This window comes from Bacillus sp. X1(2014), assembly GCF_007678255.1.
In genome coordinates this window covers 43,265-58,841 of record NZ_VEED01000001.1, presented here as the reverse complement: position 1 = coordinate 58,841, position 15,577 = coordinate 43,265, and the positions used below count along the sequence as shown (strand labels likewise).

Below are 15,577 nucleotides of genomic sequence, written 5' to 3'. Positions count from 1 at the left end.
CCAATGAATTAATTAAATCTTAACCCATATTAAGACCAGAATTTCCACCATTTCTTGTCTTTAGCTGCTGCTACATCTCGATAACTGTTCAACATTTGTTGAAAGGCAATTTCTCGTTGTGTAATTTCTTGTCGGTATTCATTACGCTCTTCAATGAAGAATTCGCGTTCTTTCGTCATGGCCTCGGTTAAACTTGAAATTTCGTTGTTTGTCACATCCACATAGTGGGATAATTCCTCTGAAGTTTCGGATAACTGCTTGGAGAGTGTATAAATTTCCTGAGAAGTTTCGATCGACACGTTGGCAATGTTGTTAGAAAGGTATTGTAAGGAGTCTGCCGAGAGTTCAGATGCTTTTTCTAGGGTCTTTGATAAATCTTGGATTTCAGCCTGTGTGATAGCAGACGATTTATAAATAGAGTCAGAAATGGACTTAACCGTTGTATAGGTTCCTTTGTTTATTTCCTTTTTTACTTCTTCCACTACTTCTTTTCGCACAACACTACGAATTTCATTTTTTACTTCGCTTAAGAAATTTTCCTTGTACGTATCCATTGCTTCGAAAAACTGATGCGCATCAATAGCATCCTGTATGGTAAATGGCGCGGATGGTTCTGAAAGGACCTCGAGTGAAACTTCAGTAAACTCTGGCACTAATTCACTTTCAGGATGCAATTTTTTGTACAACATTTTCCTGATTTCTTCCATATTTAATTTATTCTCAAACATTTTTTTTATTTCAACTAGTTTGTCAATCTCTAATTCTGTATAAATCCTTGCCCCTTGCTTTGATCGGGGAATCTCGAGTAATTCCTCTAAATCTTTTTCCCACTGACGGATAACGCCTGGTTTAATATTTATTTTTTTTGCCGCTTCTTTTAAGGTATAGGTCTTCATTAAAAAAGTCATTCCTTTCTATTTATCTAGGAAATAATTCATCATGTTTAAGTTATTCACCATTTGGTATTACTTTTTCCTGCAAGATGACAAAAGCTATCAAAACAAGACGGAAAACATGAAATAACAACATTTTTTTTGCGAAAAACATCCGATAAAAAAATATTTGCAAAAAAACAATTGAGAGTAATGAAATAGAGGTTTAATATATGAAGTGAAAAAGATAAAGAGAGAAGGAGCAATATGTGGATAGCAGCGGCCTTTATTACTATGGTTTGCTTTGGGGCAAATAATACTATTTTTAAGTGGAGTACGGGGATGAGAGTCTCGAAGGTTCATATACAGTTCTTTTTTTATTTTGTAGCCTTTGTATTAACATTAGGATTTGCGATTGTAAATGAAACCGTCCATCTAAACGTAATGACTATTCTGCTGGGAGCCTTGATTGGTATATTAAATGCAAACGGCAATATCCAAATGTCTAAGGCTTTTGAAAAAGGGCCTGCTAGTTTGACCTCGCCATTAATAGGCACGAATACTATATTTCCAATTGTTTGTGCAGCCTTTGTTTTTCATGAACAAATTACACTGATTCAGTGGTTAGGAATTGTATTTATGTTGGGATCTGCCATGGCCATTCAGTATTCAAATGAAAAAAAGCGAAAGACCAATTATCTTTCTTGGATGATTCGTGTAAGCCTAGCTATTGTATCCTTTGGAATATTAGGAATTTTAATGAAAACAACCTCATATTTGCATCTCAATTCATTGAATATCCTCATTTCTATGTATGGTGGCGGAAGTATCTATTTAATCATTTGTAGTGTCCTGACGAAGGAAAAATGGCAGAGAGCAGAAGTCAATGTGGGTTCGATTGTAGGTCTAATTAGTATATTGGGTTATAGTTGTTATTTCTACGCGCTTAAAACAGGGACAGCAAGTATCGTCTTTCCAGTAGTAAGTTTAAATTGTCTAGTCGTTGTTCTAGCTGGATTTCTACTTTATAAAGAAAAACTAAAAAGGTATCAAGTTATTGGAGTTCTTACTGCCATTCTTGGGATCATTTTTACGAAGTTATAAAGAGCTAATTTTATTTGTTCAATAAAAAGTGCAGAGCCTTTCAGTTTAATTGAAAGGCTCTGCACTTTTTTTATCTAGCTCAAAATTTAGTTAATGAGACCCAGCATTTTCAGTCCATTAAAAATACCAGAATCAGTGACCTCTGTCGTTTTATGTTTGGTATATTGAAAAAGATCGGGATGTCCGTTTCCCATCGCAAAGCCTTCCCCAACATTTTGAAGCATTTCCTTATCGTTCATTCCATCTCCAAAGGCGATCGAACTTTCCTTTTCGATTCCAAGTCTCTGTAATACTACTTGAACTCCAAAACCTTTGTTCACGCTATCTTGAATGACATCATAACAATGGCGCATCCCATCTACATTGACTTGGGATAAATGGATTCCTTCTTCATTTTTCTGATAAAGGGAAGGATCCTCTTTTTTTAGGTTCACTAGCGTCATCCCTAAGACAGCGCTATTGACTGAAGGTGAATACGGTTCATTTTTATGTAAGTGAAATTTGTGCATAAAGTCAATGATACTCTCCGCTTCTATATTGGTAAAAACGTTCTTACTATTTGTATAAAGGACCACTTCATGATGGTTCTCTTTTGCAATTTCTAAGAATCTCTTAACGGTTGAGCTTTTCATTGGTTTCTGGTATAGGTCCTTACCTTTAAAAATGGCATAGGCACCATTATAACCAATGAATGAATGGATATTCAACTCCTTGCCAAGCTCATCAATTTCATGAAGTGGTCGGCCGGTTGCTAAGAAAACTTCCACCCCTTTTGCTTGAACTTGTGAAATAGCTTCTTTGGTGGAATCCTCAATTGTATCATCAGGCCTCAATAAGGTTCCATCGATATCTAAAAATAAAACTTTGTAATTGGTCACGTCCGCAGCTCCTTTTTCAAAAAATGTTGGGTTTATTCTACCACTTTTCGATAAAGGAAGTCACATTCATTTAATTGTGTTGGTTTACAAAGTTTGGAGGAATAATAGAAGGGATAGACATCAAAATGAAAAAGTGAGGCAAAAAATTATGAAAAAGATGTTCCTGCTGGTCCTGTCTCTTCTCATCTTAGGACTCCCCAAAAATGTGGCAGCCAAGCAAATAGTTCCGATTCTAGTCTATCACTCCATCGACCAATATAGTGGTACTGGGTCCAAGGAGCTGTATGTGACACCAGAAAACTTTGAGAAACAAATGACCTATTTAAGAGATCATGGGTATACCTTATTAACTTTCGAACGTTGGCAGGATATAAAATCAGTCCCAAAGCCAATATTTATTACCCTAGATGACGGGTATAAAAATAATCTCCATGCGTTTTCAATTTTACAAAAGCTGACAAATAGAAATTTTCGTCCCACTGCTACCTTTTTTGTGATTTCTGATTTCATCGGTAGAACGAACCGCTTAACAAATTCGGATCTAAGAATGGTTGTAAATTCAGGATTAATCTCAGTTCAGTCACATACATCGACACATCCAGATTTAACCAAAGAGAATAACCTAAAATACGAACTGAAGGAATCGAAAGAAAAGATTCAGAAAATAACAGGGAAACCGGTAATTGCAATCGCATACCCCTTTGGGAATACCAATGAACATGTGGTGGCAGAAACAAAAAAATATTATCAATTTGGACTCACAACCACGCCAGGTCCATTTTCTCTGACGGGCTTTAAAAACGAACTCTACTATTTACCGCGGATTTATATAAAATATTCAACCACTCTCAATGATTTTGAACAAGCGGTGCAGATAAAGTAAGTAGAGAATGAAAAGACACTGTAAACTGTGCGAAATCTCTATGTAATCAAACAACGTTATAATAGTGAAAACATAATCTAGACTCTATTAGGGCGGGTGTTTATATGGAAGAGACAATGGCAAAATCCTACTTACAAAAGTCACTTGACGAGTGGAAGGATGATATTTCGTTAGTTTTAAATGAGATTGCGAATGAATATGATGAGGTAGCACAGGAATTAAAGGTATATTCATACAAATATGGGATTACCAAGCAAGTGATTCAATCGACAGTAAATGAAGAAATCATCGAAAAAATCCGTGACATGTACCATAAACCTTTTGAAGAAAGCTACAATCAGCTCAAGGAATACATAAAGGACTTAGAGGAGAAAAGGCGTGTTTTTCAAATGTTTATTCAAAAGATTGAGGAAGTAACCAAAAAAGAATCATCGAAAATTACTACTTATTAACAATACCTACATCCATCAATAACATACTTAGGCAGCCTGATCATTTTGATTCGGCTGCTTTTTTATTTGGCTCTAGTTAAAGGACCAGTGCATCCATGTCATGCATATATTGAAGTAAAAGATTAATTGTGAGGTGTGAAACAATGATTACCGCTACGATTGGCAGCAAAACCTTTCGAATCCCAGATAACCTTGAGGAATATTTTCAACCGTTTCGCTCACAAGTGATTGGGATAAACCAGGAATTTGAATCTCCTCTTGGAAAAAAGAAAATTGTTTATGCGGATTGGACGGCCAGCGGGCGTCTTTATCGCCCCATTGAACAGAAGATTTCAGAGGTATTTGGCCCATTTATGGCCAATACACATACAGAATCGAATATAACCAGCTTAATGATGACGGGAATATATAATCAATCCAAACAAATTATTAAAGATCATGTAAATGCCGATGAACATGATGCCCTGATCCTCGATGGATTTGGGATGACATCAGTTATTAATAAGTTTCAAAGATTATTAGGAATTAGAGTACATGAACACTGGAAATCGCGGCTGGCACTTCCAGAGAGTGAGCGGCCAATTATTTTTATTACGCATATGGAACATCATTCTAACCATACGTCATGGCTTGAAACATTAGGCGATGTTGTTATTTTGCCTCCAGACCAGGATGGTAATGTGGACTGTAATCAGTTAGTCCAGATGCTTCAGCATTATAATAATAGAAGATTGAAGATTGGTTCGTTTACAGCATGCTCCAATGTAACAGGGCTGCAAACCCCATATCATCAATTAGCGAAAATTATGCATCAACATGGCGGAATCTGCTTAGTGGATTTCGCAGCATCAGCTCCGTATGTAACAATTAATATGCACCCTGAGGATCCCATGGAAAAACTTGATGCCATCTTTTTCTCTCCGCATAAGTTTTTAGGAGGACCGGGCACTAGTGGGGTTTTGGTTTTTGATACTCGACTTTATTCAAATCATGTTCCAGACCATCCAGGGGGTGGAACGGTGAAGTGGACGAATCCATGGGGCGGGCACCAATATTATTCCGAAATTGAACTTAGGGAAGATGGCGGGACACCTGGGATCCTGCAAGCGATTCGGACCGCCCTATGCCTGAATTTGAAAAATCAAATGGGTGTGGATAATATATTGAAACGAGAGAAGGAACAGTTAAGTATTCTATTACCTAAATTAGTTGAAATACCGGGTGTTCATTTATTGGCTGGACATAAAAACGAACGACTCGGAATTATTTCGTTTTATATTGAAAATATTCACTACAATTTAATTGTCCGCCTGCTCAATGATCGGTTTGGAATTCAAGTAAGAGGAGGATGCTCTTGTGCAGGGACCTACGGGCATCATCTCCTTCAAATTGATAAACCCTCCTCAATACAAATTTCTAAGAGTATTAACGAGGGGGACTTGTCGCAGAAACCAGGATGGGTCCGGTTCTCAATCCATCCAATTATGACAAATGAAGAAATAATGTTGTTTATAAATGCGATACGAGAAATCACCTTAAACATTAATGAATGGAAGAATGAATATCTTTATGATAAGGCAAGTAATGATTACTTTTATGTCGACCACAAAAGGGAGGACATGGCCCCGCTATTTCGGTTTGAATAATGAATGAGGTTACCCGCAAACTTGTTTGGGCATATGCTGTCAGGAGAAAGGTGGGGTCTTATGATTCATACAGTTAAGCCAGGGGAAACATTGGGGATTATCTCTGCAAATTATCGCGTAAGTCTCCAACGCCTTTATGCAGCTAATCCTGGGGTCGGGCATTTACATGTGGGACAAAAAATTCAAATTCCAGGTCTGCCAGAGCCTTCAACGATTCCCTATTCCATACAAATATCTGTTGGTAAACGAAGACTTTCATTATACAACAATGGCAGACTAGTGAAAATTTTTCCTATTGCAGTAGGGAAGATGTTGACGAATACTCCTACAGGTGATTTCGTGATTGTTAATAGACAATATAATCCCGGGGGACCATTCGGCGTATTGTGGCTGTCTTTATCAAAACAGGGCTATGGTATTCACGGCACCAACAATCCAAGTTCGATAGGAAAAGCGGTCTCTCATGGCTGTGTAAGAATGTATAACCGGGATGTCATGCAGCTGGCTGATATGGTGCCCAATGGCACTCGAGTAATGATACGTCCTTAAGTGAAAAAAGGCAGATTTTCGAATCAGCCTTTTTAATTTGTTTAGAATTCGTTTATTTTATCTCACAATCTTCACAAATAGACGAATCAAAATTATAATTTTTAATATAAAGGAAGCAATCATTAGCCGAGAGGAGACGTTTCTTTTGAAAAAAGTATATATCATCCATGAAAATAGCGACTGGACCATTCATCTTACAAAGAGGTTAGACGAACTAGGTGTGCCTTATGAAGAATGGCATCTAGACAGTGGACGTCTAGACCTTTCAAAAGAACCACCAGAAGGAGTTTTTTATAACCGAATGAGCGCGTCTTCGCATACAAGAGGACACCGTTTTGCACCTGAATTTGCTGGACAAGTCCTTGCTTGGCTAGAAGCCCATGGTCGAAAGGTTTTTAATGGTTCTCGCGCACTTCAGCTGGAAGTTAGTAAGGTTATTCAATACTTAGAACTAAATAAATACGGAATCCAAACACCTCGAACCATCGCAGCTGTAGGAAAGGAGCAAATCCTTGAGGCGGCAGTTGAATTTATGAATAAACCTTTTATTACAAAACATAACCGAGCAGGGAAAGGGTTGGGCGTTCAGCTTTTTCAATCCTTAGAGGGATTAAAAAACTATGTAGAAGGACCTGCTTTTGAAGAACCAGTGGACGGCGTAACATTAATTCAAGATTACATACAAGCACCGGAGAGTTTTATTACGCGCTGTGAATTTATTGGTGGGAAATTCGTATATGCAGTCAAAGTAGATACTTCTGAAGGATTTCAATTATGCCCGGCAGATGCCTGCCAGATTGGGGATTTATTTTGCCCTGTTGGTGAAGAGAAGGAAGAGAAACCAAAATTTGAAATCATTAATGGTTTTTCAGACCCGATTATTAAAAAGTATGAGCAGGTACTTGCTGCTAACCAGATTCAAGTAGCCGGCATTGAATTTATTCGTAATGGAGCAGGCGAAATTTATACGTATGACATCAATACAAATACTAATTATAATTCGGAGGCTGAAGCAAAGGCAGGAAAATTTGGAATGTTAGAGCTTGCTAAGTTCTTGAAAGAAGAGCTAAATCGATTGATAGTTTAGTTTTTTATATTTATTCAAATAGAAATATCAGGCGTGAACTCCTTTGTGATTTCACGCCTAAAACTATTTGTAATTACCCTTAATTATTCTGCTTTTGCTGCTTGAATTTGAAGGTTGATTTTTACTTTATCAGCTACTAGGACGCCGCCAGTTTCAAGGGCAGCATTCCAAACTAGGCCATATTCAGAACGATTAATCGTACCTTCTGCACTGAAACCAACTTTTTCATTACCCCATGGATCTTTTCCCTGACCTTCAAAAGTAACCGCAAAGGTTTCTGGTTTTGTAACTCCGCGAAGTGTTAATTCACCTGTAACGTTGTATTCACCATCGTCAGTTTTTTCAATTTTTGTCGAGCGGAATGTCATAGCTGGATGATTGGCTGCATCAAAGAAATCTGCAGAAACTAAATGTCCGTCACGATCCTGATTTCTTGTATCTACACTTGCTGTATCAACGGTAAATTCAATATTTGCTGTTGTTAAATCTGTTGGATCTGCTTCAATTGTCGCATCAAATTTGTTGAAAGTACCTTTCACGTTTGCAATCATCATATGACGAACAGCAAAATCAACACTACTGTGTGATGCATCAAGAGCCCATTTTGTTTTAGTCATTTTTGAATTCCTCCAATATGTTTATTTTTAATTATTTTATCTTGAAATCTAAATAACTTAATTCAAGATAAATTATATGTTGCTGACAAACATATTGTCAATTAGATTTTATTAATTTTTTTTAAGATTTTTCCAATACTATCATTATAAGTTAAAATGGCAGAATGAATTTTCTATAAGGGAGAGGTTGTAGATTTATCGGTGCTGTAAAGTAAAATTTGACAATAAAAAAAACGCCCAAAAGGCGTTTTTGATTCGTAGTGATAATCTTCTTGAAAATGTTGAGTCAGCATGATAAAATGACAGTTGGCATAAATTATTTATTATGCAATTGTTTAAAAAATACCTATTATAACATTAACACAATTCGATTCAATTGTCAACAATTGACCAAAACTTACCTGGAGAGTGGTTGGATGAGCGATTTACTAAGCAAAGACTGGCAAATGGAACAAACAAGAGTCACTTCAGTGGTAAAAGAAATCGATAAAAAAATAAATAAATTAAAATCAAATGCAGGAAAAGTAGGTGCAGATGTCCTTGAGATTCGAAAGGAATTTTGGGAAGACGTAACCGTCAATTTAGATGAACCTGATGATGTAATTGAAACAGCTGCGAGTATTAAACAGCAGGTTGAACTCCTCTCTGAACGTGAGCGGACACATAAACAGTTGGATAAACAGCTTAACACACTGTCTAGATTAAAGTATTCCCCATACTTTGGCCGGATCGACTTTTTTGAAAAAGGGGAAGCCGCGATGGACCAGGTATACCTTGGAATTGCATCCTTGATGGACGAACATGATGAAAATTTCTTAATTTATGATTGGCGTGCACCCATATCAAGCCTCTATTATGACTACTCACCAGGCCCAGCTCAATATAAAATCCCAGAAGGAACGATTGAAGGTGAAATGAGCTTAAAGCGTCAATTTATTATTAAAGCCTCCGAGATTAAAGGGATGTTTGATACAGGGGTCACGATTGGGGATGAAATGCTTCAGGAGGTCCTTGGAAACAATGCGAGCACTCAAATGAAAAGCATTGTTGCTACTATTCAACGAGAGCAAAATGAAATTATTCGCAATGAACGTGCAAAAATATTGATCGTTCAAGGAGTTGCGGGGAGTGGTAAAACGTCTGCAGCCCTGCAACGGGTTGCCTACCTGCTCTATCGTTATCGTGGGACCTTAAATTCAGAAAATATTATGTTATTTTCGCCTAACCCGCTATTTAATAGCTATGTTGCTACAGTTTTACCTGAGCTCGGGGAAGAAAATATGCAGCAATCCACTTTTCAGGAATATCTAAATTCTCGATTAGGGAAGGAATTTGATGTGGAAGATCCTTTTACCCAGATGGAGTATTTGCTAAGTGGGAAGGATGAAAAGGATTATCATGAAAGAGTTGAGGGGATTCGCTTTAAAGCAAGTTTGGACTTTAAGAATATTATCGAACAATACGCGAAGGGTTTATCTCAAAAGGGACTAATTTTTAGGGATTTAAAATTTAGAGGAGATGTATTAATTTCTAAAAAGGAGATTCATGATTATTTTTATTCTTTAGAGGATCACATTACCATACCTAATCGAATGAAGCTTGTTAAAGAATGGTTGTTAAGAGATCTAAAGCGAAAAGTTAGACAAGAGCGATCAAGAAGTTGGGTGGAGGATGAAATCCAATACCTCGAAAAAGAAGATTTTATGGAGGCTTTCAAAAAGCTTCAGGAAAAGAATCAATTTTCCGGTAATTCATTTGATGATTTTGAGCAGGAGCAAAAGTTTCTTGCAGAAATGGTCGTAAAAGAGAAGTTCAAGCCATTATTTACTCGAGTAAAAAGTTTACGGTTTGTTGATGCTCCACGAGTTTATTGCCAGTTATTTAAGCAAGCTGAATATATGGATAAAAGCCTGCCGGTTGAATGGAATAAAATTTGCAGACAGACGATGGATAAATTAAATGAGAAGGTCATTCCATATGAGGATGCCACACCATATGTGTATCTCCAGGATTTAATTGAGGGGCGTAAGTCTAATACGGCGATACGGCATATTTTTATTGATGAAGCACAAGATTATTCCCCATTTCAGTTTGCTTTTATTCAAACCCTATTTCCTTATAGCAAAATGACATTGCTCGGGGATTTTAATCAAGCAATATTTTCTGGTGCTACCGGTGCGGAAACTGTTCTAACTAACCAAGTCAAAGCAGGGGAGGAAGTCGAATCGTTTGTCCTTTCCAAAACCTATCGATCGACTAAGGAAATTGTCGACTTTACCAGTACGTTGATTGAGGGCGGGGAAAAGATTGAACCCTTTAACCGCAGGGGCAGAAAGCCGTTAGTTTCAGTCATTGATGAGGATGGTAGAACAGGATTAATTGTAAGGAAAATAAAAGATTTTCAAAATGAAGGACATCGTACTATAGCAGTTATTTGCAGGACCTCTGATGAAAGCATAAGGGCCTATCGTGCGCTTAAGAACGAGATTTCATTGCATCTAATTGAGAAGGGAACAATCTCCTATGAAAAAGGGATTCTTGTCATTCCTTCTTACCTAGCGAAAGGAATTGAATTTGATGCAGTAATTTTGTACGATTGTTCCCAATACAAGGAAGAAAGTGAACGGAAATTATTTTATACTGTCTGTACAAGAGCCATGCATGAACTGCATCTGCTTACCACATCAGGGATTAGTCCTCTAATGGAAAAAACGCCAAACGATACTTACTTATTCGAAAAAACAAGTGTAATCTAACAATAAAGAAACTGTATGTCTCGTTGTAGAAACATACAGTTTCTTTTAGTTCATATAAAAGTATTTTCTTACCACCTTTTATACATGCTATCTACAACAAACTAGGAAACGAGGTATACACTTGCTAAAGGAACATCGAAGTCTTATTCTTTTCATTCTACTTTTTTCTATTGTCCTTATTTGGTCGGCAATTCATCCGCATGATCGTTTCACGTGGTGGCTAGAGGTGATTCCGGCACTTATTGGTGTATTTATCTTATTATTAACCTATCGTTTCTTTCAATTTACAACACTTGTTTATTTTTTAGTCCTTGTTCATGCTTCAATCTTATTTATTGGCGGTCACTATACATATGCAGAAATGCCGTTGTTTAATTGGTTTAGAGATATTTGGGACTTGGATCGTAATTATTATGACCGTCTTGGCCACTTTGCTCAAGGGTTTATTCCAGCGATCATTATCCGTGAATTATTGATAAGAACTTCTCCGTTGACCGATTCTAAATGGCTGCCCGTTACGGTGATCTGCATATGTTTAGCCATTAGTGCAACCTATGAATTAGTTGAATTCACTGTGGCTTTGTTGACTGGAGAAGCAGCTGAGGCATTCCTTGGAACGCAAGGGGATGTCTGGGATACCCAATGGGACATGCTGTTGGCGTTAATTGGTAGTATTATTTCCTATATTACTTTACGTTTCATCCATACACGCCAGCTTCAAAAAATTGAAACGAGAGATTAAATCTAAACGGATCAAAAACCAGCAGAATCACATCTGCTGGGTTTTTTATTATTTCTTCCATTGTTTTTGAACTTGTTCTAATGCAAGTTGGAATATTTCATCCTCTGGAGTTTCACGATTGGCGATGACGTTTGTTAAATAGCTTTTTCCTTCGAGAGTTACTGTTACTTCTACTTGTACCATAAATAAAATCTCCTTTTCTATAAATAAAATAATTGGTTTTGTAATGTAATAAAAATTACACAACGATTAAACGTATTTAACAATTTGAAAAATTATGACATGAATTGTTCGACATACATTTCTAAAGTATTTAGTTTTGATATAATCATATTAGAAAAACTATAAAATGGAGGTTTCTAATTTCAATGTATTTTGAAGAGGTTAAAAAAGAAACGTTATATATCGCACTCGAGATGATTAACTCGAATCCTAAATATAATATTTTTGAAAATGGTAAAGAGGCCAGGACACTTGCTGACATGGAAGAAGAATTCTTAAATCCTAATACAAATAGTGCTTTTATTAAGTTAGATGACACGTATATAGGAATAATTGATTACTTAATAGAAAATCCGAAAGACCATTACCCGTGGCTGGGTCTATTACTGCTGCATGGTGATTATCAAGGATATGGGTTCGGTGCACAGGCATTTGCAGTCTACGAAAATGAAATGCTGAAACGAGGTAAGAAAGTCGTTAGAATTGGTGTATTAAAAGAGAACAAACGAGCACAACGCTTTTGGGAAGCATTAGGATTTACATATTATAATACAGCAACCATGAAAAATGGAAGTGGTATTTTTTGTTATGAAAAACAAATTGGACAATAACTTTTGACTTGAAGTTATACTTCCAAATACATAAATTGCTCCGCAAAGAGTTGAACTTGATCTTTGTCGATTTGGTTTTTTTTCAGTAGTGATTCTGCGATGACCACATGTGCCTGAATAGACGCATTTCTTTTTAAATCTCGTATGGATACATCTCCGTTTAACAAAAGGATTGCTTTTTCTTTAATGTCTTGATTCTTAGATGACTTGTATAATAGGTAGGCAATGCATGTTACCTTATCCACAATTAACACTCCTCTATAATCAAAAATAACATTTTTTTACTATTTCGACGAGAAGCAACGTGTTTCCTGCTAATATTCTGAAAATTTATAAAAAACTTTAGAGATTATGTTTTTTTATAAGAATCATGGATACACGGTCTATTAATCTGAAAATTCAAATAAATTATAATAAAGAATCTTCCCGGGGGCGGTTGTTAATGTTTGAATTTAAGGAAGAAAAACTTTCTGGATTTGAGGTAGTTAAATCAATTGCCAAAGATGGTTTTCACATTAATGATGTCAAATATGAAAGCCCTTCCAAAGGCGAGGTTTCTGCCTATCTATTCATACCTGATAAACTAGGCCCTCTTCCTGCAGTCATTTATATGCACCCAAGTCAGGGAAATAGAAAAACATTTTTCTGTGAAGCCCAAATGCTAGCAACCAAGGGCTATATTACCCTGCTTATTGAAGCCCAATACTTAAGAGGGAATGGAAATTTAAAGTTACAAGGAAAGAACGAGTTTACAAAAACGATTGAAGAAATGGCAGATATTCAAAAATACATTCAAACAGTAATGGATATAAAAAGGGGAGTCATATTGCTTAGTGAGCTAGGAAAGGTGGATAATTCCAAGATCGCTTTTGTCGGTCAAGGCATAGGGGCAGCGTGGGGTGGAATTCTTTCAGGTATTGATACTCGCATAAAAACTTTTATTCTGATCTCAGGATATGGGCAAGTGTCAGAGATGCAAATGACAAGTGAACATCCAGTAGCCATGCTAATTCGTGGCTTTTTACCTCCTGAACGATTTGAATATTTTATATCGAGTCTTAAGAAGTTGGATGCGATTCATTATGTTAAAAATGCTTCGCCAGCATCGATCTTTTTCCAATTTGCCGAAAATGATGAATACATCAGTCGAGACCAAGCTGCCTCTTTGTATTCAACTGCCAGCACGCCTAAAAAAATCAGTTGGTATGATACGAATCATTTATTTTCCAACGGTGAAGATGCCCTCTATGACCGGATAGAATGGCTGAATGTACAATTTACTGGACAGAAATCCAAGTTTTCAAAAGAATCGACAACGAGCTGAAAAAATTACTTTTAAAACGGAAATCTTGTTGAATATTGCTAATTTGATATGATTTTTATATAATATTGAAGGGATAAAAGAAACGATGAAAGTATTGTGGAATATTACCTTTCGTCCCAATCGGGATGGAAGGTTTTTACCTTTTTACATAAGATTTAGGAGGAAAATCAATGAAACAGGCCTTAATCAAGGACTTATACAGAAATACCGAAAGCTATATTGATCAAAAGGTAGAATTATCTGGCTGGATTCGTACCATTCGTGATTCCAAAACTTTTGGTTTCATCGAATTAAATGATGGCAGCTTTTTTAAAGGTGTACAGATTGTATTTGAAGAACAGTTAGCGAACTTTAAGGAAATTGCCAAACTCCCAATCAGCTCATCTATTAGGGTGAAAGGGGATTTTATTCATACTCCACAAGCAAAGCAGCCTTTTGAAATTAAAGCAACTGACATTGTGATTGAAGGTACGTCAAATGTGGATTATCCATTGCAAAAGAAGAAGCATTCGTTTGAATACTTACGAACAATTGCTCATTTACGACCAAGGACAAATACGTTTTCAGCCGTTTTTCGTGTAAGATCGCTTGCATCCTATGCGCTCCATAAATTTTTCCAAGATAAAGGGTTTGTGTATGTTCATTCGCCAATTATTACCGGTAGTGACACTGAAGGTGCGGGGGAAATGTTCCGAGTAACTACCTTAGATATGGACAATCTTCCAAAAAATGAAGAGGGCAAAACGGATCTTAGCAAGGATTTCTTTAACAAAGAAACCAATTTGACAGTAAGCGGGCAGTTGTCGGCTGAGGCGTTTGCTTTGGCATTCCGAAATGTCTACACCTTTGGCCCAACATTTAGAGCAGAAAACTCTAATACTGCAAGACATGCGGCGGAATTTTGGATGGTTGAGCCTGAAGTTGCCTTTGCTGAACTGCCAGATATTATGGATTTAGCTGAAGAAATGGTGAAATTTGTAATTGGCTATGTATTAGAGCAGGCTCCAGAAGAAATGAATTTCTTTAACAGCTTTATTGAAAAAGGTTTACTAGACCGTTTAAATAATGCCTATACGGCGGACTTTGGCCGTGTGACCTATACGGAAGCAATTGATATTTTACGGGAGTCCGGTGAAACGTTTTCTTATCCAGTTGAATGGGGTCTTGACTTGCAAACCGAGCATGAACGCTATTTAAGTGAAAAGGTATTTAAACGACCTGTATTTGTTACTGATTATCCAAAAGAAATCAAAGCTTTCTATATGAGACTAAATGAAGACAACAAAACAGTTGCTGCAACAGATTTATTAGTACCGGGAATTGGTGAATTGATTGGTGGCAGTCAGCGTGAAGAACGTGAAGAAATCCTAGCAGGAAAAATAAATGAACTTGGCATGACTGAAGAAGATTACTGGTGGTACCTGGAATTAAGGAAGTATGGCGGCACGAAGCATTCAGGTTATGGTATTGGTTTTGAGCGTTTAATTATGTATCTAACAGGAATGACTAATATTAGAGACGTAATTCCGTTCCCAAGAACAACAGGGAATGCTGAGTTTTAAATAAAAAGAGAAGACCAGTTTCGAACTGGTCTTCTCTTTTTTGATTATTATTGGTCCTTTAATTCCTCTTCGAAAAAGAATGTTTCCGGGTGTTCCTTAACAATATAAGAGTATCTTTTCATGTTTTTTACATATTGTGATTTTAGAATGGTGACGACTTCGCCAGTTTCAATAATATTTACTGATTGTCCGTTTTTGTATAGATTGGTTGAGTTTTTCAATTTAACACCCCTTTACCTATTCCTTATTTAGTATATCATAAAATCCTTAAA

General features: G+C 36.7%; 17 protein-coding genes. 11 read left to right on the top strand and 6 right to left on the bottom strand.

Going from position 1 to position 15,577, the window contains the following annotated elements; genetic code table 11:
- Positions 1–29 precede the first annotated feature (29 nt).
- On the bottom strand, positions 30–908 hold the full coding sequence (locus tag FS608_RS00310) for a MerR family transcriptional regulator (RefSeq protein ID WP_260871541.1): 879 nt from the start codon (positions 906–908) through the stop codon (positions 30–32).
- Positions 909–1,139: 231 nt separating this feature from the next.
- On the opposite strand from FS608_RS00310, the gene FS608_RS00305 reads away from it, so the two are divergent.
- Positions 1,140–1,976, top strand: a complete 837-nt coding sequence (locus FS608_RS00305; RefSeq protein ID WP_144547052.1) for a DMT family transporter — start codon at positions 1,140–1,142, stop codon at positions 1,974–1,976.
- A gap of 86 nt (positions 1,977–2,062) precedes the next feature.
- Here the strand turns inward: FS608_RS00305 and FS608_RS00300 are convergent, their stop codons facing one another.
- Positions 2,063–2,854 (bottom strand): Cof-type HAD-IIB family hydrolase, encoded by a 792-nt coding sequence (locus FS608_RS00300; protein ID WP_144547049.1) that lies wholly within the window; start codon positions 2,852–2,854, stop codon positions 2,063–2,065.
- A 148-nt stretch (positions 2,855–3,002) separates the two neighbouring features.
- Here FS608_RS00300 and FS608_RS00295 point away from each other — a divergent pair, with 148 nt between their 5' ends.
- The 5 genes from FS608_RS00295 (at position 3,003) to FS608_RS00275 (ending at position 7,471) form a co-directional block, all read left to right on the top strand.
- Positions 3,003–3,737 carry a polysaccharide deacetylase family protein gene (locus FS608_RS00295; RefSeq protein ID WP_144547047.1) on the top strand — a complete coding sequence of 245 codons (735 nt, stop codon included), beginning with the start codon at positions 3,003–3,005 and terminating at the stop codon, positions 3,735–3,737.
- Between the two features lie 116 nt (positions 3,738–3,853).
- On the top strand, positions 3,854–4,189 hold the full coding sequence (locus FS608_RS00290) for a hypothetical protein (RefSeq protein ID WP_395947227.1): 336 nt from the start codon (positions 3,854–3,856) through the stop codon (positions 4,187–4,189).
- Between the two features lie 143 nt (positions 4,190–4,332).
- Positions 4,333–5,835: an aminotransferase class V-fold PLP-dependent enzyme gene (locus tag FS608_RS00285; protein WP_144547043.1), complete on the top strand. Its 1,503-nt coding sequence runs from the start codon at positions 4,333–4,335 to the stop codon at positions 5,833–5,835.
- Between the two features lie 60 nt (positions 5,836–5,895).
- Complete coding sequence (locus FS608_RS00280) at positions 5,896–6,384, top strand: L,D-transpeptidase family protein (protein ID WP_144547041.1); 489 nt, start codon at positions 5,896–5,898, stop codon at positions 6,382–6,384.
- Between the two features lie 145 nt (positions 6,385–6,529).
- Positions 6,530–7,471: an ATP-grasp domain-containing protein gene (locus tag FS608_RS00275; protein ID WP_144547039.1), complete on the top strand. Its 942-nt coding sequence runs from the start codon at positions 6,530–6,532 to the stop codon at positions 7,469–7,471.
- Positions 7,472–7,554: 83 nt separating this feature from the next.
- On the opposite strand, the gene FS608_RS00270 is transcribed toward FS608_RS00275, so the two are convergent.
- On the bottom strand, positions 7,555–8,088 hold the full coding sequence (locus tag FS608_RS00270; protein WP_144547037.1) for a YceI family protein: 534 nt from the start codon (positions 8,086–8,088) through the stop codon (positions 7,555–7,557).
- A gap of 416 nt (positions 8,089–8,504) precedes the next feature.
- Between FS608_RS00270 and helD the strand changes: the two genes are divergently transcribed.
- Together helD and FS608_RS00260 are read left to right on the top strand one after the other, a co-directional pair.
- Positions 8,505–10,844, top strand: a complete 2,340-nt coding sequence (helD, locus tag FS608_RS00265) for an RNA polymerase recycling motor HelD (RefSeq protein WP_144547035.1) — start codon at positions 8,505–8,507, stop codon at positions 10,842–10,844.
- Positions 10,845–10,965: 121 nt separating this feature from the next.
- Positions 10,966–11,586 carry a DUF2238 domain-containing protein gene (locus FS608_RS00260; protein WP_144547033.1) on the top strand — a complete coding sequence of 207 codons (621 nt, stop codon included), beginning with the start codon at positions 10,966–10,968 and terminating at the stop codon, positions 11,584–11,586.
- A 48-nt stretch (positions 11,587–11,634) separates the two neighbouring features.
- Here the strand turns inward: FS608_RS00260 and FS608_RS00255 are convergent, their stop codons facing one another.
- The gene (locus tag FS608_RS00255; protein WP_144547031.1) at positions 11,635–11,769 is read right to left on the bottom strand and encodes a BA3454 family stress response protein; all 135 of its coding nucleotides are present in this window, start codon (positions 11,767–11,769) and stop codon (positions 11,635–11,637) included.
- 185 nt (positions 11,770–11,954) lie between these two features.
- Here FS608_RS00255 and FS608_RS00250 point away from each other — a divergent pair, with 185 nt between their 5' ends.
- Positions 11,955–12,419 (top strand): GNAT family N-acetyltransferase, encoded by a 465-nt coding sequence (locus FS608_RS00250; RefSeq protein WP_144547028.1) that lies wholly within the window; start codon positions 11,955–11,957, stop codon positions 12,417–12,419.
- Between the two features lie 14 nt (positions 12,420–12,433).
- On the opposite strand, the gene FS608_RS00245 is transcribed toward FS608_RS00250, so the two are convergent.
- Complete coding sequence (locus FS608_RS00245; RefSeq protein ID WP_144547025.1) at positions 12,434–12,664, bottom strand: hypothetical protein; 231 nt, start codon at positions 12,662–12,664, stop codon at positions 12,434–12,436.
- 197 nt (positions 12,665–12,861) lie between these two features.
- Here FS608_RS00245 and FS608_RS00240 point away from each other — a divergent pair, with 197 nt between their 5' ends.
- The gene (locus tag FS608_RS00240) at positions 12,862–13,743 is read left to right on the top strand and encodes an alpha/beta hydrolase (protein WP_186328553.1); all 882 of its coding nucleotides are present in this window, start codon (positions 12,862–12,864) and stop codon (positions 13,741–13,743) included.
- Positions 13,744–13,913: 170 nt separating this feature from the next.
- Positions 13,914–15,305: an asparagine--tRNA ligase gene (gene asnS, locus FS608_RS00235; protein ID WP_144547019.1), complete on the top strand. Its 1,392-nt coding sequence runs from the start codon at positions 13,914–13,916 to the stop codon at positions 15,303–15,305.
- Positions 15,306–15,352: 47 nt separating this feature from the next.
- Here asnS and FS608_RS29995 read toward each other — a convergent pair whose 3' ends face one another.
- Complete coding sequence (locus FS608_RS29995; RefSeq protein ID WP_180230150.1) at positions 15,353–15,526, bottom strand: hypothetical protein; 174 nt, start codon at positions 15,524–15,526, stop codon at positions 15,353–15,355.
- Between the last annotated feature and the right edge of the window lie 51 nt (positions 15,527–15,577).